Raw genomic sequence first — 22644 nt, 5'->3', positions numbered from 1 at the left:
TCGTTAAGTAGTTGAGTGGTTAAGTGGTTAAGTAGTTGAGTAGTAGAGCAGGAATTCGTTAAGTAGCAGAAAGCTGATTGCTGACTGCTGAAAGCTAAAAAAAATGAACCTTTCATCGTATGCAATAAAGAACAGCCAGTTCACCTTGATTATGGTCATCATGGTGGTAGTAGTGGGCATAAGCACTATGTTAAGCATGCCAAGGGCAGAAGATCCGGAAATGCAAACGCCTATGTTTCCGGTGGTAGTGGTATATCCCGGGACAAGTCCAAAAGATATGGAGGAACTGGTGGTTAAGCCAATGGAAACGAAGATATATGGCTTGGATGATATTAAGCGGATTAAAACTACCATTTTAAATGGGCTCGCTGTATTAACGGTGGAGTATAAATTTGAAAGTGATTACGATAGTAAATATCAGGAGCTGGTGCGGGAAATCGGCGCATTACGCGCAGAGTTGCCTCAAGATATTTATAATATAGACATTCAGAAGGTGGAACCCAGCGGGGTAAATGTTGTTCAGTTGGCGTTAATATCCCAAAATGCATCCCGAAAGGCATTAAAGAAAGTAGCCGAAAATCTACAAGATGAATTGGAGAAGATTCCGTCACTCAAAGAAGTGAAAATAAGTGGTTTGCCCGAGCAGCTGGTGCGCATAGATGTCCACCCCGATCGTTTGGCGCAGATGCATATTCCACTTAACACGGTGATGGAAGCGGTTCAAAGTGAAGCCGCTAATATTCCGGGCGGTAGCATATTGGGTGGAGGGAAGTCCTTCAGTGTCAAAACCAGCGGTAACTACCAAAGTATCGATGAGATTGGGAATACGATTGTATTTAGTAGCGAAGGGAAGAATGTATTGTTAAAGGATGTTGCGGATGTTTATCCGGACTTTGCACCTGATGACCACATTACCCGCCTAAATGGTTATCGTTGCTTGTTAATTAATGCGGCACAGAAATCCGGTGAAAATATAAGCAAAACGCAAGAGGCTTATTTGCCTGTTATTGAAAAATTTAAGCAAAGCTTGCCAAAAAACATGGATTTGGTGTTGCACTTTGATCAGGCGGAGAATGTTAATCATCGCTTGAGCGGTTTGGGTATTGATTTTTTAATTGCTGTTTCATTGGTTTTAATTACATTATTGCCATTAGGAAATCGGGCTTCCATGGTCGTGATGATAGCGATACCTCTTTCTCTTTCCATCGGTTTAGTGCTCTTACATATTTTTGGTTTCAGTTTAAACCAATTAAGTATCGTTGGTTTTGTTGTTGCACTGGGACTTTTGGTGGACGACAGCATCGTTGTGGTTGAAAACATAGAACGATGGCTGCGGGAAGGACATTCAAGGCTTGATGCTGCGATAAAAGGAACAGGGCAAATTGCTATGGCGGTTCTGGGTTGTACGGCAACGCTGGTCATTGCCTTTATGCCATTAATGTTTATGCCGGAAGCTTCCGGTGATTTCATTAGAAGTTTGCCGGTAGCCGTTATCAGCACCGTCATTGCCTCGATGATTATTGCGCTGACGGTTGTGCCCTTTCTATCAAGTCGTTTGTTGAAAGCGCATGAGAACCCGGAAGGAAATGCTGTATTAAGGGCTTTTCAACGGATCATTCACGGAACCTATGCCGTCTTGCTGGATAAGGCGCTTAAAAAACCGTGGATCGCGATATTGGTGGCAGGCATCATTTTCATTGGTTCGCTGGGTTTGATTCCTGTCATTGGCTTCAGTTTGTTCCCGGCATCGGAGAAGCCACAATTTTTAATTGATATTTCTGCACCACAGCAAGCAAGTATATTTTATACCGATAGCATTACCAGACAAATAGAACGAGAATTAAAATCGATTCCTCAAGTGCAGTATTATACAGCGAATGTGGGCAAAGGTAACCCACGTATTTACTATAACGTTGCCCAACAAAATCAGCGCACCGACTTTGCTGAAATTTTCGTTCAACTTAGGAGTGACGTTAAATCAGATGAAAAGGTCGCCATTATCGAAAGGTTAAGAGATGCGTGGACGCCGTACCCGGGCGCTAAGGTAGAAGTAAAAGATTTTGAGCAAGGCGTGCCCATTATATCACCGGTTGAAGTTCGTTTGTTTGGTGAAAATTTAGACACTTTACGATCGTTGGCCGCTCATGTTGAACAAACTTTAAAAGAAACAGAAGGGACCATTTATGTGAATAACCCCGTTAAGAACTATAAAACCGATATTCGTTTAAGCATTAACAAGGAAAAAGCACTAAGTCTTGGCGTGCCTAGTGTTTCCATCGATAGAACAATTCGTATGGCGTTGGCAGGTATCGATTTAGCTACTTATACAAATCCTGCTTCAGACGATGACGACTACCGTATACGTCTTAGCGTGCCAAGAGCGGCTTATCCGGATTTATCGGTACTAAATAATCTTTACGTAAACAATGTACAAGGCGTAGCTATACCATTAAAGCAATTAGCCGAAGTCGGCTTTGAGTCGTCGCCTGTCAGCATAAATCACATCAACAAGATACGAACGATTTCGGTTAATGCGTTTGTTAAGAAAGGGTATTTAAATGATCGGGTTATCAATGAGGTAATTAAGAAGATGGATAGTATGAAGCTACCAACCGGTTACCACTACGAAATGGGTGGTGAAGTAGAAAGTAGACAAGAGTCATTCGGTGGGTTTGGAACCGTCATTATGGTTACTGTTTTTCTCTTTATTGCGGTACTCGTATTAGAATTCAAGACCTTCAAGAGTACGCTTATTGTTCTTTCAGTCATTCCATTAGGTATCGTCGGGGCGGTACTGGCGTTGCTGGTCACCGGTAACACGTTATCCTTTGTAGCCACGATCGGTATTGTGGCGTTAGCAGGCATAGAGGTCAAGAACACAATTTTGCTGGTGGATTTTACCAATCAACTCAGGCGTGAAGGTATGGAATTGAATGAGGCAATTGAGAAGGCAGGTGAAATAAGATTTTTACCTATCATTCTAACGACACTGACAGCCATTGGCGGTTTGCTACCGATTGCTTGGTCGAGTAATCCCCTCATTTCGCCTTTGGCTATTGTTATGATAGGCGGATTAATTAGCTCGACCCTTCTGTCGCGGATCATAACACCTGTCGTATATAAACTCATGCCGCCACGAATTGATTAACAGCCTGGCAAAAGAATAGTTATGCAGATACTCATAGCACCTAATGCGTTTAAGAATAGCTTGGCGGCCGATCAAGCAGCCATTGCACTGGCTGAAGGCCTGAAAGAGAGTGGGCTTATATGTTCCCTTAGCTGTTTTCCAATTGGAGACGGGGGCGATGGCACCATGAAGTTGTTGATCAAACATCTGTGTCTGAATACTGTTGAAGTCAATACAATTGATCCTTTAGGTCGGCCAATCAAGGCCAATTACGGCTATGATCAGAAGACTGCTACTGCGTACATTGAAATGGCCGATGCATCGGGGATACGATTGCTAGCCGACAATGAACTAAATCCCATGAAGGCAACGAGTCAGGGAACCGGACTTATGATAAAGGATGCTCTAGTCAGGGGTGCAAGATATATTGTTTTAGGTGTAGGAGGTTCGGCAACCGTGGATGGAGCTTGTGGTATATTAAGCGCAATGGGCGCCAAGTTTCTAGATAAAAAGGGGGAAGAGCTAAAGGTGTCTCCATTGGAACTTTTGAAACTTGATAGAATTGATTTGTCGGGATTAGACAAGCGAATTGAATACTGCCGGTTTACTGTTTTAACAGATGTAAAAAACAAGCTGCTAGGGAGCAAGGGGGCCGCTTTTGTATTTGGACCACAAAAAGGTGCTTCCCTGGAACAACAGGAGATATTGGACGATTTTTTAGAGCATTTGAATTGTATCTGGACAACTCAGCTAAAGAAAGATGCCGGTCGGTTAATAGGAGGTGGTGCAGCAGGTGGGGTGGCTGCGGGATTGTGGGCTATGTTGGATGCCGAGCTATTGAATGGGATTGATTATTTCTTGAAAGTGACGGACTTCGATAAAAAGCTCACCAAAGCCGATTTGCTGATAACAGGAGAGGGGGCTATTGACTTACAAACATTGGATGGAAAAGGCCCTTTCGGTGTGGCATATAGGGCGAAAGCCTTGGGACTACCTGTCATCGGAGTAGCCGGTAACGTCCCCCTGCAAACGAATGAACAAATGGACGCTTATTTTGATATCTTAATTCCAACGGGGCATGGAGCAGTGTCCCTTGAGGAACTAAAAAAATGTACTGCTGAAAACCTAGAACGCACCGGCAAATTGATAGGAAAGTTCCTACAATTTGCATCAAAAAAAACTGTTAAATAAATTTTATTTATTAGAAAACAAATTCTATATTTGCACTCCGTTTACAAAAGAATACGATTGTTAAATGGAAAGATCGGGGTGTAGCGTAGCCCGGTATCGCGCCACATTTGGGATGTGGAGGTCGTAGGTTCGAATCCTGCCACCCCGACAGACAAAAAGCTCTTGCGAAAGCAAGGGCTTTTGTTGTTTTACAACGAGCCAAGCTTGCTTGAGCGAGTTGTAACAACAAAAGCCAAGCACGTAGTGCGGAGCTTTTTGTCTGTCATCCTCACCTACAGGATCACCGAGCGCAGCGAGGTAATCCAGCGGGAGCCGAGTTCACCAGTTCAATCAGTAAACAACAAAAGCCAAGCACGTAGTGCGGAGCTTTTTGTCTGTCATCCTCACCTATAGGATCACCGAGCGCAGCGAGGTAATCCTGCTACTCTTCCTATACCCAACTTCTGTCAATGGAATGGTTGTCGAGCACGTAAGCATATTGCTCGATTTATTGCTATCCGTTAATGGCTAATAAGTTATGCTTCCAAGGTATTAATTGAAATTAAGTATAAAAAAAATTGCGCAAGTAAATGCTTGCTTTTATATTTGCAAGCAAATACTTGCATATTATGGAGACACGAAGAGATGTATTTCAAGCTATTGCAGACCCGACACGGAGAGCTATTATCGGTATGATTGCAAAAGAACCTGTCAATGTCAACACCATTGCTGAACAGTTTGATGTAAGTCGGCAAGCCATATCACTCCATTTAAAAATATTAGCAGAATGTGGTTTGCTAAATATGAAGCAACAAGGACGTGAACGGATTTGCGAAGCAAAATTGGAAAAACTGAACGAAATAAACGAATGGGTATCACAGTACAAACAGTTTTGGGAAAGCAAATTGGACGCATTGGGCAAATTTCTTAACAACAATAAAAGATCAAAATAATGAACAAGAAAATAGTAGTAATCGAACGTATTTACGAAGCCACGATTGAAAAAGTTTGGGAAGCTCTTACGAATAAAGACCAAATGAAACAGTGGTATTTTGACGTATCCGACTTCAAAGCAGAAGTTGGATTTGAGTTTCAATTTTCTGCAGAAAACGAGGGGAAAATATATTTGCACAAGTGTAAGGTTGTGGAAGCTAAGCCAATAACAAAAATTGCTTATACTTGGAGCTATGAGGGTTATGAGGGACAATCATTAGTAACATTTGAGTTGTTTAGTGAAGACGAGAACAAAACCCGTTTGAAACTGACCCATTCAGGTACGGACAGCTTTCTGTCGCATCCTGACTTCGAAAAAGCAGATTTCAATGAGGGTTGGGAAAGTATCCTTGGGCAATCGCTTCGCAATTTTGTGGAAACAGACAGCTTTAACAAGTCAATTCGCATTCGGGCAAGTCTGAAAAATATTTGGGATATTGTTCTTAATCCTAATAATCAATGGGGAACAGCATTTGGTGGAGGTGCGATTGCAGAAACAGATTGGAATGAAGGCTCGCTAATTATTTGGAGAGATGCAGAAAACAATATCGGTGCAACTGGAGTAGTAGAAGTTCATAGACCGGAAGAATATTTACAACTGCATTACTATGATGATGTGGAACAGAAACCCAAAACCGCATTAGGCGATTACTATGAGAAGTATCGTATCGTTCCTGATAAAGACGGATACATACTTTCCATTGAAGTTGGTAAAATGGCAAAAAGCGATATCCCGTTTCATCAGAAAATGTGGGATGATGCGATAAACATTATCAAGGAACTCTCCGAAAAAGAATAAAACAAAAATTCAAGCTTACTGTATGGATTATTTAGGGTATATAATTGGGATTATCGTCACCTTTGTTATTGGATTTTTAGCTTTGGAAACAAGGCTAATTAAGATGGAAAATACAACCGAAACACACACAAAGAAATATTTTCCTGAATCGAGAACAACAAGGTAAGCGGACGGTTATTCAAGGTCAGAAATTGTTTATTTCTCCGAAAACAAAAAGATTGATATGGAACTCTCTTCACAAGCGAAAAACATCTTGGCTCAGATCAATGCTAAAACTAAGCTGGGAGACCTACGAAAAATTGCGGGTGAGATAAAAAAAGACCACGAATTGGCTTTGGAGCTTTGGTCAACAGGCCAATTTTTACCCCGACAGTTGGCAATTTTGATTATGGACAAAAAGCAACTCTCGCAAAAACTCATTGACAATTTGGATAACGACATGAAGCAACATCATGAAGATGAAAGACTTCAACTAATAGACCGGTTAATGGCAAACCAACTTTCAAAAGACAAAAAGACTATTTCATTAATGGAAACTTGGGAAAACAGTCAATCTTCACTACAAAGACGAATTTTTTGGTATTACCAAGCTCGTTTACGTTGGGTTGGACAAACGCCACCGTCAAATAGTGAAGAATTGCTTTCTAAAATTGAAGCACGTATCGAAAAAGAAGTGCCTGAAGTTCAATGGGCAATGAATTTCACGACGGCTCAAATCGGAATTTTTGAAGAGAAGTATCGTCCGAGATGTGTTGCACTGGGAGAACGTACAGGGCTGTATAAAGATGAAATAGTTGCTAAAAATTGTACACCCAATTATTTGCCCAAATTAATAGCCATACAAGTAGCTAAGCTGAAAAAATAAAGGAGTAGCGTATAGATGGATGAACAAATAGCGGGCTAACAAAAGTTGCCAAAACCCGCACTGGAAATAGCTGTTTTTACATTTATTATTTCCTGTCTAACCAGTGTATAATATTAAGCAGAAATTGGGCATTCTGTGTTGCTGCGGGATGATTCATGCCTCTTTTCTCACTTTTGACACCTTGGAGCTGCGCTGAAAAAGGTGCCCCGTCACCGAATATGACAATTCTTCCTTTACCAAATTCTAAATATGCGCCATTCACTAACCCTCTTCCGGAAATATAAGGAATAGTGTCTGATAATCTTTTTCTTATTTGGGAAACATAGCTAGGGAGGTAGATGCGGTAATCGTCGCCCAATACAGAAATTACATGGGCATGAGTCGGAACAATAAATCCCGTTCCACCCCAGCACATAATGCTATCGATTTTTTTACCGGGACGATTGGTAATCTCATTTAAAATAAGTGTTTTTTTTTCTTTTGAAAATATCTCTGGCCGACCATCCTTTCGAATAGCGAAGCCATTTAGTATGTTGATTCCAAATCTTCCTGCTAGTTCATTGACCGAGGCACCGCAGGGCATATGATCCGTTACAAGAAATAAGCTTCCCCCATTGGCCACCCAATGGCAGAGTTCATTTATTTCGTCTTGGGAAAAGGCCGACCTCGCCGGTAAATCCCAGTCTTCCATATCATACATCGCATTGACGCTTACATAGATCTCGGCTTTTTTTAAAAGTTCTAGAGTCACCTTTTCTTTACTGCTTACTACCTGATAACCGTCACTTGTTAGCAGTTTACCAAAGGCGGCATAGGTCCCCTTCAATGTCGACGCATTATTATGGGCTTCATCAAATAATATTACGGGGCCATTTCCTACCCCGTACATAGGGATGGAAACCGAATAATTAAAGTTTTCGTCCGTCACTTGCTGTGCTATTCCATCAGCTGTCCAAACGACTAATATATACCAAATGACGAAAATTCGATTAAAATCTTCCATATCATAACCTTCTATTTTGCTTTGATCCATACATCGTCTCGAAACATGAGACCTGTGTCGCTTCTTTATCATTCAATAAAAAAATAAGTGGGAAGGCAATGTACGGCCGGGGGGCTGTGCAAAACAGCTTATTGCAAGAAATATGTTTCCGAATAAAATGCTGCCGATGACCACACGAATCTTTTGGGGCGATTGCAGACTTGTTCATTGGATTCATCCGATTATGATTTATTTTTTAATGGTCATATGGAATACGCATGCGCTTGTGTTTTTCGAACATGCGTATTTCGTAATTATCTTATGATGCAATGATAACCCTTCAGTGATTAGAAGAAGTTCGGGTGGATGCAAATGAACGGAATTGCTGTCAACTAGTCTTTGAATTTGCTTTAATGTATTCTTTAGGTGTGAGCTTAGTCGCTTTTTTAAAGGTGGTATAAAATGTAGTTTTGGAATTAAAACCAGCTCTGATTGCAACACCGAGCATATCTAAATGCTTGGTGTCTTCTGATAAGAGTAATGATTTTGCTTCCTCGGTCCGTAACTCATTTATAAACTGATAAAAGCTCTTACCAAGCCCGTTATTGAGAACATAAGAGAGTTCATGGGTGCTGATGCCAATTTTACCGGAAAGCACTGAAAGTGTCAAACTTGGATCGAGGTACAACTTTTCACTGTCTGTTTTTCTTGTAACTATGGATTTGAGCTCCTCCACTTGTTCTGCGGTAAGCCGTTCATTTAACACTTTCTGGGGTGCAATTCCGTCTTTTTCCGGCGGTTGATATGCCTCGATAGCATAAATTGATTTCTGAGACAGCGTTGAATAGGCCAAAAGAATTATTCCTAAAAAATAAAGGATTGGGGAGTAATAAGTTACGTGAATGCTGGATATGCTCAGTATGCGGATAAAAATCAAAACTAACACGGAAATCAATAGATATCTTAGCCATTCCAGATCTATTTTATCGGTAAAAGAAGAAACTCGTTTTATATTCTTTTGGTGACGACGGAGCAACAAGAAACAGACGATCCAATAATAAACCATCTGGCCAAAAGAAAAATATCGAACGATAAAGCCGATCCACGGAGGTAATATCGGCAGATGGTATTGCCCATTAAAGAATTTTGGCATTAAGTACACCAAAGAAAATACAAGGAAAAGCAAAAAAGGAACGAAGTGGAGAAGCTTATCTTTTTTTGGTAAAGATGGGGACACGTAGCCGGTTACTGCCATATATAGACAGGGAAGCATCGCCCATCTTGGTAGCTCGAGCAGATGAATAAGGAAACTGCCACCTATTTCAAATTCTTCTAGAAAAAGTTGCGTAAAACTGCATGCCAGAATAAAATAGAATGCCCCAAGCCATCGGTTGGCTTGGGTATTTACTTTATCAAATCCAATAAAGAGCAGGGATCCTAATAGCCATAATGCTCCGCCCGAAAAGGCATAAAAAGCAGCTAAGGTATTTATTTCAGACATTAGATATTTTGGACTGTTTTCGTAAATTTATGGTATTTGCGTGAAAGTATGAATTACATATTCCAGATCGGCATAGCCCAATTGTTAATCCTGGCATGTGCTCTTTCTGTATGACACAAGCCATCTTGGTCATCAACCGGTTTAACGCAGGCATTTCGCAATCATAATGCTGTGCTTTAGCGATACTGCTTGATATCGCGATAGGAGGTATTCCCAAAAATAAGATGCTACACTTGGTCATAACTGTTGTTTTTACCAAAGTACATAGGTCTTTATTTTGTACAGTTCGATATTATCCAACCGAACTAAAAATGCGAGGTTCAATGAAAAACCATTAGGGCGATATGCAGTGTTTAGCGCTTGATAAAAATCATCTTGGATCGTCTTGTATGGGAGCGGAATTTACTCGGGCGAGTATGTCCCATCAATTTTACAAGCACCTTGTCATGAGGTTTTGATACGGTTTATAAATAGGTGTTTTTTCTTTATGTTTTATCTTTTAAGTGGTTAAAATTCATCTATTTGCCTCCGGTGACATCGATGAAAATGCCTGTAGAATACGAAGATTTTTCTGACGCAAGCCATAAAATAGCTTCAGCTACTTCTTCTGTCAAACCACCTCTTTTCAATGGTATGCCTTCTTTTAGTCGATTAATTCTATCAGGTTCCCCGCCATCGGCATGTATATCGGTATAGATAAATGCAGGACGAACGGCATTTACCCGAATACCCTCGTCCGCCACCTCTTTAGACAATCCGATCGTAAGGCTATCCAACGCTCCTTTAGTGGCTGCATAATCAATATACTCAAAAGGTGCACCGGTTCTGGAAGCAATGGATGAAACATTAACAATGGTGCCGCCTTTGCCACCTAATTTTGTAGACATACGTTTAATCGCTTCCTTACAACAAAGAAACGAACCAAGGATGTTGGCTTTGAACATCCGCTGTAACCTGGCATAATCCATATCGACAAGCTTCATCTGATGTTCCAGTATGCCTGCATTGTTAACGAGGCAATGGAGATTTCCAAACCGGCTATCAATTACGGAAAACAAATGAAGGATTTCATCTTCTTTAGAAACGTCGGCCTGAATTGCAATGGCTTCGCCTCCCATGGAAAGAATTTGGTTGACAACCTCATTCGCTGCCTTATGATTTTTTTGGTAATTAACTGCTACTGCATAACCATTTCGGGCGGCAAGAAGCGCTGTCGCAGCGCCAATTCCTCTACTTGCACCTGTTATTAGTATTGTTTTCATAGTAATACTTTCTTTCCTTTATAATTTGCCAATTACTTCCGTATCTATAATGTTTTGGGTAAGCTCTGATTTGAGCTTGATAAGCTCGCCCAACAATCTGGTTTCACGAACGCTGTCCTGCTGATGCATCTGCTCCGCTATCCGTACTATTTCATGATTCAGCGTTTCTATTTCCGTTCTTCTTTTGTTTCGAATATCCTGTAAAGTCGATATCGCTTGTCCTTCAGACAACTGACTTATTTGCAGCAAACCGGTTTCGACTTCGTCCTGACGAATTGCTATCCCTTTTTCTGTAGCAATATTAATACATTCTACAATGATTCTGCGTGCAATTTTTAGCGCGTCCTGACTTCTATGAAATATACCATTGTCAATTTCCAATAAGGGGCAAATGGAATTGAAAACGCAATTTATAATAGCTTTCTTCCAAATAATATGCTGTAAGTGGAGTTCGCTTCTGAACCTAAAATTTGGTGTATTGAGGTGGTTGACAACCCTTTCCAGATCAGCCTTATTTCCCCGTTCAATACCGATTGGACAAATGTCTACGGGCTTAAACCTTATATTAGATTGGTTGATTAGCTGACTAGTTACGAAGAGTACACAACGGTATAGCTGTGGATATCCGTGATCTAGAAAGGACTGCTCTATACCTAACCCATTTTGCAAGAGAACAATAGGGGAGTTACCTGTTCTTCCTTTTAGTGCACGCGCCAATTGTTCATTCCCAAACGATTTGTTGGAGAGAACAACAATGCCATCAATCATTGGAAGCGAATCCAATGTTGTAATTTTGACATTGGCTTCGAGGGTCACGCCATTTTGGATTTCAATACCTATACGCCTGGTTGTTGTGCAAGCATCTTTTACCCTTCCTCTGATTACGGTCACTTTTCTTCCGGCAAGTTTAAGGAAAACGGCGAGCGCTTTGCCGATGGCTCCTGAACCGATAATAAATATGTGTTTTTGAACTGAGTCCATTGTTGCTGGTTTTAGGCGATCTTACGGTACATACTATAGTAGGTGTTTTTTCGGGATCGGATATTTCCCGGAAATGCAAGAATAAGTAGTTCGCGATTTGCGAAAAGAAAACCTGTTTTTATCTCATTGTGTGCCATCGTATTTACGTTCGTTTTGATAAACAAAGTTCGATAAAACATCTTTATGATAGCAGATGCAGATATGTTATTTTTGATGGTAGCAGTTAAATGAATAACGAATGAAAAAAGTTAAAGAGAAATTAGATTTCATGTATATACGGATCGCCAAAGTTATTGAGCAACAAATCTTAAATGGTGCTTTACGAACAGGTGATAAGCTTCCTTCTTTAAGGACTATTTGCCGTGAATATGGAGTAAGTCAGAATACGGCATTAAGTGCATATTATAATCTGGAAAGTAAAATGTTGATTGAAACGAAACCTCAATCGGGATATTATGTGCGTTATTCCAAAACGAAAGTCCCGGCGCTTCCTCAAATTACCAAACCCGAGGCCGAAGCACATTATGCCGACAGCGAGCTATTAGTTCGCAAAATTTATGACGGTTTGGGAGAAGATGGCCATTTGGCACTTGCTTTAGGGATTCCGGCGAATGAATTGTTGCCTATTGCAAAACTCAATAAGGGTTTAACAGTGGCGATGAGAGAGTTAAAAGGAAGCGGCGTAATGTATGATAAAATCGAAGGGAATGAAAGATTACGACGTCAGATTGCCCGATGGTCTTTTGCGATGGAGGGGCATTTGAACCACGACGAAATTATCACAACCGGCGGTTGCTTGAATGCATTATCTTACTGCATGATGGCATTAACAAAAAGAGGCGATACGGTGGCGATGGAAAGCCCGATTTCGTTTGGAATGCTGCAACTAGCTCAGGTTTTAGGTGTTAAAGTATTAGAATTGCCCTCGGATCCTCAGCATGGTATTGATTTAAATGCGTTGGAAGATGCACTGAAGGCAAACAAAATAAATGTATGTCTTTTTATCAGCAATTTCAGTAATCCGCTAGGCAGTTGTATGCCGGATGAAAATAAGAAGCAGACCGTACGTCTCTTGGAAAAATATAACATCCCACTTATTGAGAATGATCTCAATGGCGATATATATTTTGGTCAACAACGTCCGAAATCATGCAAGACTTACGATGAAAGTGGGTTAGTGCTATGGTGCAGCTCCGTGTCGAAAACGCTTGCCCCGGGCTATCGGGTCGGTTGGGTCGCTCCTGGAAAATTCAAAAACGAGGTAAGGCGAATGAAACTCTGTCATAGTATTTCATCCACGTCTGTTACCCACGAAGTTATTGCGTGGTTTCTCGAAACCGGTCGGTACGAGAGTCATCTCCGCAAACTAAGGCACACACTTCACGGCAACATGTTGAAATTTTCAAGGGCTATTTCAGACTATTTCCCTGAGGGGACAATGGCCACCAGACCGCGAGGAGGATTTGTTATCTGGGTAGAATTACCCAAGGCTATCGATGCTGTCACTCTTTATGAAAAGTGTTTGAGATATAAAATTAGTTTTGCTCCGGGCAGAATATTCACCTTACAAAACCAATACGATAACTGCCTCCGGTTAAACTACGGACTATTGTGGGATGAGAAATTGGAAAGAGATCTTAAGTTGTTGGGAGAACTTGCCTGTAGAGAATTGTGATAGCCAATTCTGCGAGCCGAGGAAGTTTTTCGATAAAAATTTGGAAATATTTAAAATAGTTGTCACATTTGATATGTACTACATAAGTACTAATAGCTAAATATAAATCTAAATGAATAACGTTAAAATGTGGACTACTAAACCAATTAATCTGGCATACCTCGGTTTAGGTTTTGTTTTGTCTATCGCATTGAGTTGCGCTAAAGTAACAAATGCCGATCGAGAAAAACTACCGGGTCTTGATCAGGAGCAAAGTCTTACTGAGCATGCAGCCTTAGCAGCACCAATTAACACGCGGATAATTGTTTTTAACGGAGGTAGTGAAGGGATTTACCATTCGTACCGTATTCCGTCTATTATTAAAACCAAGAATGGAACGCTGGTAGCTTTTGCGGAAGGTAGGCGCTGGAGTCCAAGCGACTATGGCGATATCAATGTGGTATTTAAAAGGTCGATGGATAACGGAACAACCTGGTCGGCATTAGGAGAGGTAGTGGGAAAAGGAAATGGTACCTGGGGAAATCCCACAGCTGTTTATGACCCTTCGGTAGGCGTAAACGGTAGAATATGGCTCTTTTTAGAATGGAACGACGAATTCAAAACCAAATGGTCGGATTTTCAAGCTTGGGGTGATAGAAGAATTCATACTTCATACAGTGATGATCATGGCGCTAATTGGTCTGATCCCGTAGATCGCACCGGTACATTAACTCCTTTGAGTTATAAATGGGATTGTGTTGGTCCAGGGATCGGTATCAGAACTGTTTACGATCATCCAGGTAGATTAATTGTTCCGGCATACGGAAGAAATATTTATAGTGATGATCATGGAGCGACCTGGAGTTATGAACCTGTCCCGGGTGGTACGGATGAAAGTACCATCGTTGAGCTAATGAACGGAAGTTTAATGCGGAATGATCGTCCCAATACAACGGAGTGGAATATTTCAAAAACAAGAAGGAAGTCTGTGGGGTCAATTTCCGGAAATTTCTCTTCTTTTTCTGCTGTTTCCGCTCTTCCCGATCCGAAGTGCGAGGGCTCTATACTTCGATATAATGTGGATGATCCGAATAGAATAATTTTTTTAAATCCAAACGGCACAAGTCAACGCTGTAATATGACTGTTCGCATCAGCTATGATGATGGAGAGACCTGGCCAATAAGCAGAGCTTTGTACAACAGCGGAAACTGCAATTATACGACAAGTACCGTGGTTTACGGTGGATACTCGAGCATGGTCAAGACCTCGGATTATTGCATTGGTGCGCTGATTGAATATAATGAAAATGTACACGATTCAGCCAACAGTAACAAATCTATTGAGTTCAACAAATTTAACCTAGCCTGGATATTGAATGGCCGCACGGAACCGTAATTAAAAAGAAGCTTTATTGGGAGTATGAATAATCGAAGACTAAAAGTTAGGAAATTGAAGATAAAACAAAATGGTTCCACTAAAAGCAAATGAGATCTACGGTAATTGGGCAACTTTGTTGCTTCCACTTGATGATGACGAAAGTATTAATTTTAAACAATTGGAAGATGAGATAGACACGCTAATTGCCCATGGAGTGAACGGAATTTATTCAAATGGTACGGCTGGAGAATTTTACAATCAAACTGAAGACGAATTTGATCAGATAAATGAAATTTTAGCCACAAAATGTAACGCTGCATCCATGCCTTTTCAGATCGGATGCTCGCATATGAGTCCTAAAATATCCTTGGAACGATTAAAACGAGCCAAACTGCTAAAACCGTCTGCCGTTCAAGTCATTTTGCCGGATTGGTTTGTGCCGTCTCAGGCGGAGATTATCCATTTTTTAACGCGATTGGCGGAAGAAGCTGATCCGATTAGATTGGTTTTGTATAACCCACCGCATGCGAAAACGAAACTTTTACCGAGTGACTTTGCAGAGATTCTACTAGCAGGAATTCCCTTGGCGGGATGTAAGGTTTCGGGAGGAGACGAGAAGTGGTATCGGGAGATGAGCGAGTTGCTGGTTCCGTTTTCAGTATTTGTACCCGGGCATCAACTCGCAACCGGCATCTCCCAAGGGGCCCATGGTACCTATTCTAATGTCGCTTGCTTACACCCTGCGTTTGCCCAAAACTGGTATAACGATATGGTGAACAAAACAGGTGATCCGTTCGAAATGCAATCGCGTATTCAACAATTTATGCAGCAATGCATGGTGCCTTATATTCGGGATCAAGCTTATGCTAACCAAGCGGTGGATAAGTTTATGGCTGCGGTAGGTGGATGGACACCTATAAGTACCCGTTTGCGATGGCCGTATCGCTGGATTCCCGAAGAAGAAATACACGTTGTTAAGCAGCGATGTGCCGAGCTTTTGCCGGAAGTTTTTATGCAACGAAGCACAAAAAATCAAAACACAAAGCCATGAGAGAGAATAAATTTAAATATCTGTATCTACTGATCAACTTTTTAATTGTTGGTTACGGATGTGTGGCCGGGCAACATACTTCTGAGCGAATGGCTGTGGATAGCAGTATTGTCTTTACTCCGAATGAACGCTATGCATCAACGCGGATTCCTGCGCTCGTAATGAGTAAAAAAGGCACCTTATTGGCCTTTTGTGAAGGTCGGATCGGTACCGCGAGCGACTGGTCAGAAATGGATTTGTTGATGCGTCGAAGCAAAGATGGAGGGCGCACTTGGGAAGCCCCAATCGTTATTGCTCCCAAGAAAAGTGGCCCTACCAGTAATCCCACGCCTATCGTTGACAGTAAGGGGACAATTCACCTGCTTTATCAGCGGGATTACGCAAGAGCTTATTATACTTTTTCTACCGATGATGGAGAAACCTGGAGCCCTGCCATGGATATCACCGCCACTTTTGACGCCTTTAAGCCAGCGTATGATTGGAAAGTATTAGCACCTGGCCCCGGACATAGCATTCAGCTAAAAAATGGCAGATTGCTTGTCCCGGTTTGGTTGAGTGATCCTGCTAAGACGGTACCTCATCGGAGCCACGCCCCTTCTTGCATTGCAACCATTTATAGCGATGATCTCGGAAAAACGTGGAAACGAGGTGAAATCATCGCTAAAAACTCGGCTGAATTTAAAAATCCCAGCGAAACCATGGCAGTTCAATTAAAGGACGGAAGGGTAATGGTGAATATCAGAAATACTTCGGAAAAACATTTGCGTGGTGTAAGCTATAGTAAGGACGGCATCAGCGGATGGTCGAAACCTGTCTTTGATGAAGAACTTTTCGATCCGATCTGCATGGCTAGTATTATTAGGTTATCCGACAGGAAGAAAGGTATCCTATTTCTCAATCCTGATAGCCGCGATATTCCAAAACATCCCCGTAAAAACTTAACTGCTAAAGTCAGCTATGACGAGGGACAGACGTGGCCTATTAGTAAGCTGATTCACGAAGGGCCATCCGGCTATTCAGATGTTGCGGTAGGGGCGGATGGAACCGTTTATTGCTTGTTTGAAACAAATTCGGGAAAAGACTGGAACTATAACATCGTGTTGAAGACCTTTAAGCTTGACTGGCTGACCGATAATAAATAATAATAACTTATCGTGAAACGAAAATTGTGCACTGAGTTGTTTGGAAATAAATAAAACTTACAATAAATAAATATATGAATAAAATTACCGGATTAATAGCGGCAACTTTTGCGGCGTATCACGAAGATGGAACAATAAATCTGAATATTATCCCGAGAATAGTAGATAAAATGGTAGCCGATGGATTATCTGGTGTGTTTATTTGCGGAACGAATGGAGAGGGGCCGAATTTAACGGTGGAAGAACGCATGGCTATTGCTGAGGCCTATGTGAAAGCTGCTAATAAACGGATATTGGTACTGGTGCACGTTGGACACAGTTCGATTGCGGACTGTCGACGATTGGCAGCCCATGCAGAACAGATTGGCGCTGATGCTATTTCTTCCGTCGCAGCTTTTTACTTTAAACCTACTACTGTGAGCAATCTGGTGAATAGTATGGCTCAGATTGCTTCTGCAGCACCTCATACACCCTTCTACTATTATCATATCCCTACATTAACGGGCATCGCCATTGATATGCTCGCCTTCTTGGAACAGGCTGAAAAAGTGATCCCTAATTTTGCCGGACTTAAATATACCGCCTCTACCTTACATGAATATCAAGCCTGTCTAAACTATAAAGGGGGTAAGTTTGATGTGCTATTCGGCTACGATGAGATGCTTCTACCGGCACTTGCCGTTGGCGCGATGGGAGCTATTGGTAGCACTTATACTTTTTCTGCATCGCTCTATTTACAACTATTAAGGTATTATAAAAACGGACATTATGAGGAAGCGGCAAACATGCAATTGCATTCGGTTAACATGGTGCGTTGTCTTGTAAAATATCCGCCGATTCCTGCGCAACGGGCAATCATGAAGATGATAGGCTTTGATCTCGGTCCTTGTCGGCTACCACTTGAGCCGCTAAATGAAGACGACGTGCTGCAGCTGAAAAACGCCTTAGATGTGAACGGTTTTTTTGACGTGGTGAAGCAGGCTTCGGAAATACTGAGCGAAGAGCAGTGAGCTGTAAAATATAATTGAATGTTAGCATGGACAGATCTTCTTATTCACTTCTCATTTTTCTTATGACTTTTTCTTTAAATAAAGGAGTGGCGCAGTTCGTTTCTACAAATCAATTAAAATGGGATGAGCTGCAAGCACTCCCGGATCCGATTGGATTTGCGGGTTCTTTTGTTGGAGTCAGCAATGGCGCACTTTTGGTTATAGGTGGTGCAAATTTTCCCGATGGCGGTGCGCCTTGGACCGGTTCTGATAAGGTATGGTACGATCGGGTATTCGCACTAGACAACCCAAACGCCAAATGGAAAGAAGTAGGGAGGTTGTCGCAACCATTAGGTTATGGAGTATCCGTATCTTGGAGAAATGCAGTGATTCTTATCGGAGGGAGTAATGAAAATGGTCATCACAAGGAAGTTTGGATGTTGCGATATGACAACGGAAGAATTGAAAAAAGTACATTGCCCGATTTACCCCACCCATTAGCCAATTGTACAGGGGTACTGTTAGGAGATGTTATTTATATAGCGGGCGGTATCAGGAAACCGGACTCCAAGACAACGGAGAAAAATTTTTGGGCATTGGATCTTGCTGCCGATACGAAAGAATGGAAGGTACTTGACCCTTGGCCGGGACCGTCCAGAATGTTAGCGGTTGCAGGTGTTCAGCATCGTAAATTGTATTTATTCAGCGGAGCAAAGCTGGTGGATGGAGTTAGGGAATACCTGAAAGATGCCTATGAATATACCCCCCAGGTAGGGTGGAAGAAAATAGCCGATCTTCCCCAATCAGTTGTAGCGGCGCCAAATCCGGCTTATGGTATTAACAAATACCATCTTTTAATTTTTGGAGGCGATGATGGGAAGCTGGCTGCAAAAGCAAATCAATTGAAACAGCAACACCCCGGTTTTTCTACGAACATTTTAGATTATGATGTGTCCACAAATACCTGGAAGAAAATAGGAGAGGTTCCCACTGATAAAAAAGAAGATGCAATTGCCAATCCAAATGGGAGCAGCTGGGCTCCGGTAACGACCAGTTTAACTATATGGAACGATGCTGTCATAATACCGGGGGGAGAAGTAAGACCTGCCGTTCGTACCCCTCGCGTGCTAAGACTGACACCTGAAAAAATAACGGATCAATAATGAAACATACTGTTAATCGTTACGCATGGCTTATTGTAGCTTTATTATGGGTAGTAGCCTTCTTAAATTACCTTGATCGTATATTAATAACTTCGATGCACGATCCTATTGTGGCTGATTTCAAACTGTCGGATGCACAATTCGGTCTATTGACGTCGGTCTTTCTTTGGTCGTATGGGATTTTAAGTCCCTTTGGAGGTTTCTTCGCCGACAAGTACAGTAGAAAGAAAGTGATTGTTTTTAGCGTTATGGTGTGGTCGGCGGTTACCTTATGGACAGGTTTTGCAAGCTCTTTTTCCGAAATGCTAGTTGCGCGCATCATCATGGGTATAAGTGAGGCATGTTATATTCCTGCCGCTTTGGCCCTAATAACCGATTACCACCGAGGGCGGACACGGTCGCTGGCAACCGGTTTACATATGAGTGGTCTATATGCCGGATTAGCATTGGGCGGTATCGGTGGGTACATTGCAGAACTATGGGGATGGCGCTATGGCTTTCACGTTTTTGGTATTGTTGGAATTGTTTATTCTTTTATTTTATTAAAAATTTTAAAAGATCATCAACGCACGCAAAGTGATTTAACGGAAGTAGTTCCAATCGATTTAGAAGTTAACATCCGTGGGGCACTGAAAAATCTTTTTAGTAAGGCCTCGTTTTACGTTCTCTTGTTTTATTTTGCAGTGTTAGGTATTGTAAATTGGCTTGTTTACGGTTGGTTACCTACCTTTCTTAAAGAGCATTTTCACCTTGACCTCGGCGAAGCCGGAATTTCCGCCACCGGATACATTCAGATCGGTTCATTTATTGGCGTCATCGTAGGAGGGATTTTGGCAGATCGTTGGACTCGTAAAAACAATAGGGGCCGAATTTATATGCTTATTATCGGTTTTACTTTGGGCGCCCCGTTTCTTTTTTTAATGGCATCTACTTCTGTCTTTGGCATTGCCATCATTGCGATGCTGATCTTTGGTCTGGCAAGAGGATTTAATGATGCTAACCTGATGCCTATTTTAAGGCAAGTGGCCGATGATCGATATATCGCTACGGGCTATGGTTTCCTCAATTTTCTGAGTACCATCGTAGGAGGGCTGATGGTATATGTTGGAGGCGCATTGAAAGATGCACAGATTGATCTCTCGATTATTTATCAGTTCTCCGCTGTCCTGCTACTTTTGGCCACTTGGACGTTATTTGCCGTTAAAGTAAAAAAAGATTAGTGTTAAGCGAGAAGGGATGAACTATCTTTCATTCTTGAGAAAATTGTTGCCTGCCCTTGAATCAAAGCCCGATCGGCATCCCATGACTGTATAATCTCAATACCGAGGGTCGAACACGCCAAGGTATATAAGGAACGGTGCGCGGGCCCCCCAAGTAAGTATATGGATTTTTTTGATTCCAGACTCGCTAGCTCCGCTCCAATAAGCAGCCCACTGAGGTAGTAATAGTTCTGTTGTTTAGAAAGGCGTTCCAATACTTGATTGGTCCGAACTAGAAAACTATGGTGAAGTAGATCGGTGGTTTGGCTTAGCTGTACTGCTTCCATAAAACTTTTCTGATTTGCCCGACTATTTAAATCTTCTCCCGCGGCTATAGATCCTGACAAGATACTTTTTGTTGAAAGGAGATCAAAAAATTCGCCGGTCATAAAGGTTTTGAAACCGATAATCCGGCGATCTTTTATTAGAACATGTTTTGGATGCGTACCTGGAAGAACGAACAGCTGCTCGGACTCATCGTTTCCGATCAATTGAGCACAGCCCACTATTTTGGTCTCTTCTCCTCGCATAACGTCGTTTTCAGTTCTTGCACCGGAGACAATAATAAGCGGATTGGTCGTCTCGTCACTTTTATACATTTCGATGTGCAAGTCAGAACCATCTATTTCAAAGGGTAGAACTTTATAAGGTAAATCAATGAGCCCTATCGTAGACGATGCCATTCCTGATAGTACTACAGGTATTCCCTTAAGCGAAACACGAAGCTTCTCGCTTAGTATTCGGATGTGGTTCGTTATGATTGAAGTGTAAAACAAAACACGATTCGTCGCAGGCTCGTTTTGTTGCCAAGCGGTAAATGTCTCCAAAATACCTGAATCGTTTTTTATTTCGGCAAGTATCTTGAAACTTTTTACCTCAACTAGGCGTAATCGAAAGGAACTTGTTCCCCAATCGCAGCTTAAAAATGTATCCATTAAATTTCACTATTTGGTAATTCAGCAATATCATTAGATTTTATGCGTTCAACATTTCCCACTAAAAAGAGGTAAGAACAGGCACCTAGGAGGCCAAGCGAAGCAACAAAAATCAAAGCAGGTGCAAAATTACCACCACTTGCCAAAAAGCCAATGGCTATGGGAACGATAATGCCGGACGACTGGCCGATAAAATTGAAAACACCGCCCGTTATATCAATCAAATGTTTCGGTGCAAGGGTAGAAACAAATATCCAGGTGATCGAAGCAAAGCCGACACCAAAAAAAGACAAAGACATAAATAAAATCACCAGACTAGGTGCATTGACATAATTAGCACCCAAAATGAGTACAGAGATTAAAAGACCAATTATGATAGGACGTTTACGTGCTTTTGCCGCTGAAATGCCTTTTCGAATCAAATAATCGGAGAGGAAGCCAGAGCAAAGCACACCCAAGAACGCAGCAAGATACGGTATAGAAGCCCAATATCCCGATTGGATGAAGCCCATTCCGCGGTAGTCAACCAAGTATTTAGGAAACCAGGTAAGAAAAAACCATAAGGTAGAATTCACAGCGAACTGACCAATGTAAATGCCCCACAATTTTCTGTAGGATAATACTTCCCTTAGATCGGACCACCGGAAGCTTCTTTTCGGACCGGTCCCTGTAAGCGTTCGGTCCAATAAGCCACCTCCGCTTTCTATAACTTCGAGCTCGGCTTTATTGACTTTTGTATGTTTCATCGGATCACGGTAAAAAAAATACCAGACAAAACCCCAAATGACGCCGATGAGTCCCGTTACAACAAAAAGACCCTTCCACCCTACATAAGCTTGAATTTTTGAAAGTATCGGCATTAAAAAAGCAAGACCTAAAAACTGGCCGGACGTATAAATTCCTATGGCCGATGCTCTTTCATTTTCCGGAAACCAGGCACTAACTACGCGGTTATTAATTGGAAAGGCCGGCGCTTCGAATGCGCCTGTTATCATACGTAGCCCGAACAAAGTGGCAAAGCCTTTGGCAAAACCTTGTATGAGGGTTGCAAAGGACCAGCTAATGAGGCTGACTGCGTATAATATTCTTGGACTAATATGCTTGACTAAAATTCCGCCCGGGATTTGAAATAAAAGATAGGTCCAGCTAAAGGCTGAAAAGATAAGCCCCATCTGTACGGATGAGAATTTAAATTCTTTACCAATATCAGATGCCGCCACGGCTAGATTACTTCGATCCATGTAGTTTATAACTACATTTACAAAGATCAGAAAGAGCATCTGATGCCTGATTTTTGTCGGTTTCATATTTAGGTATTAGCTTTTAGCAGGTAGTTATCAGTTGTAATTAATTAGCTATCGGCTTTTCGTAGTCAGACAAACCGGTTAGAACG

Annotated in this window: 18 protein-coding genes and 1 tRNA gene; 13 read left to right on the top strand and 6 right to left on the bottom strand. The window is 41.7% G+C overall.

All coding sequences use genetic code 11. The features are described 5' to 3' along the window. The first annotated feature begins 103 nt into the window (after positions 1–103). The 6 genes from FKG96_RS20950 to FKG96_RS20925 all read left to right on the top strand — a co-directional run bounded on the left by FKG96_RS20950 (position 104) and on the right by FKG96_RS20925 (position 6954). On the top strand, positions 104–3148 hold the full coding sequence (locus tag FKG96_RS20950) for an efflux RND transporter permease subunit (protein WP_149105989.1): 3045 nt from the start codon (positions 104–106) through the stop codon (positions 3146–3148). A 21-nt stretch (positions 3149–3169) separates the two neighbouring features. Then, the gene (locus tag FKG96_RS20945) at positions 3170–4318 is read left to right on the top strand and encodes a glycerate kinase (protein ID WP_149105988.1); all 1149 of its coding nucleotides are present in this window, start codon (positions 3170–3172) and stop codon (positions 4316–4318) included. 74 nt (positions 4319–4392) lie between these two features. After that, a tRNA-Pro gene (locus tag FKG96_RS20940) sits at positions 4393–4466 on the top strand. Positions 4467–4926: 460 nt separating this feature from the next. After that, complete coding sequence (locus FKG96_RS20935; RefSeq protein WP_242627407.1) at positions 4927–5250, top strand: helix-turn-helix transcriptional regulator; 324 nt, start codon at positions 4927–4929, stop codon at positions 5248–5250. Further along, on the top strand, positions 5250–6089 hold the full coding sequence (locus tag FKG96_RS20930; protein ID WP_165447093.1) for an SRPBCC domain-containing protein: 840 nt from the start codon (positions 5250–5252) through the stop codon (positions 6087–6089). The genes FKG96_RS20935 and FKG96_RS20930 overlap by 1 nt, the downstream gene beginning before the upstream one ends. 223 nt (positions 6090–6312) lie before the next feature. Continuing rightward, complete coding sequence (locus FKG96_RS20925) at positions 6313–6954, top strand: DNA alkylation repair protein (protein ID WP_130858492.1); 642 nt, start codon at positions 6313–6315, stop codon at positions 6952–6954. Positions 6955–7039: 85 nt separating this feature from the next. Here FKG96_RS20925 and FKG96_RS20920 read toward each other — a convergent pair whose 3' ends face one another. The 4 genes from FKG96_RS20920 to FKG96_RS20905 form a co-directional block, all read right to left on the bottom strand. After that, entirely contained in the window at positions 7040–7987 is a 948-nt protein-coding gene (locus tag FKG96_RS20920) for a hypothetical protein (protein WP_130858491.1), read from the bottom strand. A 337-nt stretch (positions 7988–8324) separates the two neighbouring features. Then, positions 8325–9437: an AraC family transcriptional regulator gene (locus FKG96_RS20915; protein ID WP_130858490.1), complete on the bottom strand. Its 1113-nt coding sequence runs from the start codon at positions 9435–9437 to the stop codon at positions 8325–8327. A 518-nt stretch (positions 9438–9955) separates the two neighbouring features. Further along, the gene (locus FKG96_RS20910; RefSeq protein ID WP_130858489.1) at positions 9956–10699 is read right to left on the bottom strand and encodes an SDR family oxidoreductase; all 744 of its coding nucleotides are present in this window, start codon (positions 10697–10699) and stop codon (positions 9956–9958) included. An 18-nt stretch (positions 10700–10717) separates the two neighbouring features. Next, entirely contained in the window at positions 10718–11680 is a 963-nt protein-coding gene (locus FKG96_RS20905; protein WP_013667816.1) for a ketopantoate reductase family protein, read from the bottom strand. Positions 11681–11918: 238 nt separating this feature from the next. Here FKG96_RS20905 and FKG96_RS20900 point away from each other — a divergent pair, with 238 nt between their 5' ends. From FKG96_RS20900 to FKG96_RS20870, 7 genes are all read left to right on the top strand, one after another. After that, entirely contained in the window at positions 11919–13355 is a 1437-nt protein-coding gene (locus FKG96_RS20900; RefSeq protein ID WP_130858488.1) for a PLP-dependent aminotransferase family protein, read from the top strand. A gap of 112 nt (positions 13356–13467) precedes the next feature. Then, complete coding sequence (locus FKG96_RS20895) at positions 13468–14730, top strand: exo-alpha-sialidase (protein ID WP_242627406.1); 1263 nt, start codon at positions 13468–13470, stop codon at positions 14728–14730. A 70-nt stretch (positions 14731–14800) separates the two neighbouring features. After that, entirely contained in the window at positions 14801–15763 is a 963-nt protein-coding gene (locus FKG96_RS20890; RefSeq protein WP_130858487.1) for a dihydrodipicolinate synthase family protein, read from the top strand. Further along, complete coding sequence (locus tag FKG96_RS20885; protein ID WP_130858486.1) at positions 15760–16905, top strand: exo-alpha-sialidase; 1146 nt, start codon at positions 15760–15762, stop codon at positions 16903–16905. Before FKG96_RS20890 ends, FKG96_RS20885 begins: the two co-directional genes overlap by 4 nt. A 74-nt stretch (positions 16906–16979) precedes the next feature. Continuing rightward, positions 16980–17915: a dihydrodipicolinate synthase family protein gene (locus FKG96_RS20880; protein ID WP_130858485.1), complete on the top strand. Its 936-nt coding sequence runs from the start codon at positions 16980–16982 to the stop codon at positions 17913–17915. Positions 17916–17941: 26 nt separating this feature from the next. Then, positions 17942–19057 (top strand): galactose oxidase, encoded by a 1116-nt coding sequence (locus FKG96_RS20875; protein WP_130858484.1) that lies wholly within the window; start codon positions 17942–17944, stop codon positions 19055–19057. Continuing rightward, complete coding sequence (locus FKG96_RS20870) at positions 19057–20277, top strand: MFS transporter (RefSeq protein ID WP_013667809.1); 1221 nt, start codon at positions 19057–19059, stop codon at positions 20275–20277. The genes FKG96_RS20875 and FKG96_RS20870 overlap by 1 nt, the downstream gene beginning before the upstream one ends. Positions 20278–20279: 2 nt before the next feature. Here FKG96_RS20870 and FKG96_RS20865 read toward each other — a convergent pair whose 3' ends face one another. Continuing rightward, the gene (locus tag FKG96_RS20865; RefSeq protein ID WP_130858483.1) at positions 20280–21251 is read right to left on the bottom strand and encodes a 2-dehydro-3-deoxygalactonokinase; all 972 of its coding nucleotides are present in this window, start codon (positions 21249–21251) and stop codon (positions 20280–20282) included. Continuing rightward, the gene (locus tag FKG96_RS20860) at positions 21251–22558 is read right to left on the bottom strand and encodes an MFS transporter (protein WP_130858482.1); all 1308 of its coding nucleotides are present in this window, start codon (positions 22556–22558) and stop codon (positions 21251–21253) included. The genes FKG96_RS20865 and FKG96_RS20860 overlap by 1 nt, the downstream gene beginning before the upstream one ends. Positions 22559–22644 lie beyond the last annotated feature (86 nt).

Origin of the sequence: Olivibacter sp. LS-1, from assembly GCF_008245145.1 — a bacterium.
In the GTDB taxonomy this organism is placed as follows: domain Bacteria; phylum Bacteroidota; class Bacteroidia; order Sphingobacteriales; family Sphingobacteriaceae; genus Olivibacter; species Olivibacter oleidegradans.
The sequence above is the reverse complement of the archived record's forward strand: the minus strand, read 5'-3'. Positions and strand labels throughout refer to the sequence as shown.

What these genes read in the sequence shown, in the direction of transcription:
- FKG96_RS20950 (WP_149105989.1), top strand. Translation starts at nt 104, where the DNA reads ATGAACCTTTCATCGTATGCAATAAAGAACAGCCAGTTCACCTTGATT.
- FKG96_RS20945 (WP_149105988.1), top strand. Translation starts at nt 3,170, where the DNA reads ATGCAGATACTCATAGCACCTAATGCGTTTAAGAATAGCTTGGCGGCC.
- FKG96_RS20935 (WP_242627407.1), top strand. Translation starts at nt 4,927, where the DNA reads ATGGAGACACGAAGAGATGTATTTCAAGCTATTGCAGACCCGACACGG.
- FKG96_RS20930 (WP_165447093.1), top strand. Translation starts at nt 5,250, where the DNA reads ATGAACAAGAAAATAGTAGTAATCGAACGTATTTACGAAGCCACGATT.
- FKG96_RS20925 (WP_130858492.1), top strand. Translation starts at nt 6,313, where the DNA reads ATGGAACTCTCTTCACAAGCGAAAAACATCTTGGCTCAGATCAATGCT.
- FKG96_RS20920 (WP_130858491.1), bottom strand. Translation starts at nt 7,987, where the DNA reads ATGGATCAAAGCAAAATAGAAGGTTATGATATGGAAGATTTTAATCGA.
- FKG96_RS20915 (WP_130858490.1), bottom strand. Translation starts at nt 9,437, where the DNA reads ATGTCTGAAATAAATACCTTAGCTGCTTTTTATGCCTTTTCGGGCGGA.
- FKG96_RS20910 (WP_130858489.1), bottom strand. Translation starts at nt 10,699, where the DNA reads ATGAAAACAATACTAATAACAGGTGCAAGTAGAGGAATTGGCGCTGCG.
- FKG96_RS20905 (WP_013667816.1), bottom strand. Translation starts at nt 11,680, where the DNA reads ATGGACTCAGTTCAAAAACACATATTTATTATCGGTTCAGGAGCCATC.
- FKG96_RS20900 (WP_130858488.1), top strand. Translation starts at nt 11,919, where the DNA reads ATGAAAAAAGTTAAAGAGAAATTAGATTTCATGTATATACGGATCGCC.
- FKG96_RS20895 (WP_242627406.1), top strand. Translation starts at nt 13,468, where the DNA reads ATGAATAACGTTAAAATGTGGACTACTAAACCAATTAATCTGGCATAC.
- FKG96_RS20890 (WP_130858487.1), top strand. Translation starts at nt 14,801, where the DNA reads ATGGTTCCACTAAAAGCAAATGAGATCTACGGTAATTGGGCAACTTTG.
- FKG96_RS20885 (WP_130858486.1), top strand. Translation starts at nt 15,760, where the DNA reads ATGAGAGAGAATAAATTTAAATATCTGTATCTACTGATCAACTTTTTA.
- FKG96_RS20880 (WP_130858485.1), top strand. Translation starts at nt 16,980, where the DNA reads ATGAATAAAATTACCGGATTAATAGCGGCAACTTTTGCGGCGTATCAC.
- FKG96_RS20875 (WP_130858484.1), top strand. Translation starts at nt 17,942, where the DNA reads ATGGACAGATCTTCTTATTCACTTCTCATTTTTCTTATGACTTTTTCT.
- FKG96_RS20870 (WP_013667809.1), top strand. Translation starts at nt 19,057, where the DNA reads ATGAAACATACTGTTAATCGTTACGCATGGCTTATTGTAGCTTTATTA.
- FKG96_RS20865 (WP_130858483.1), bottom strand. Translation starts at nt 21,251, where the DNA reads ATGGATACATTTTTAAGCTGCGATTGGGGAACAAGTTCCTTTCGATTA.
- FKG96_RS20860 (WP_130858482.1), bottom strand. Translation starts at nt 22,558, where the DNA reads ATGAAACCGACAAAAATCAGGCATCAGATGCTCTTTCTGATCTTTGTA.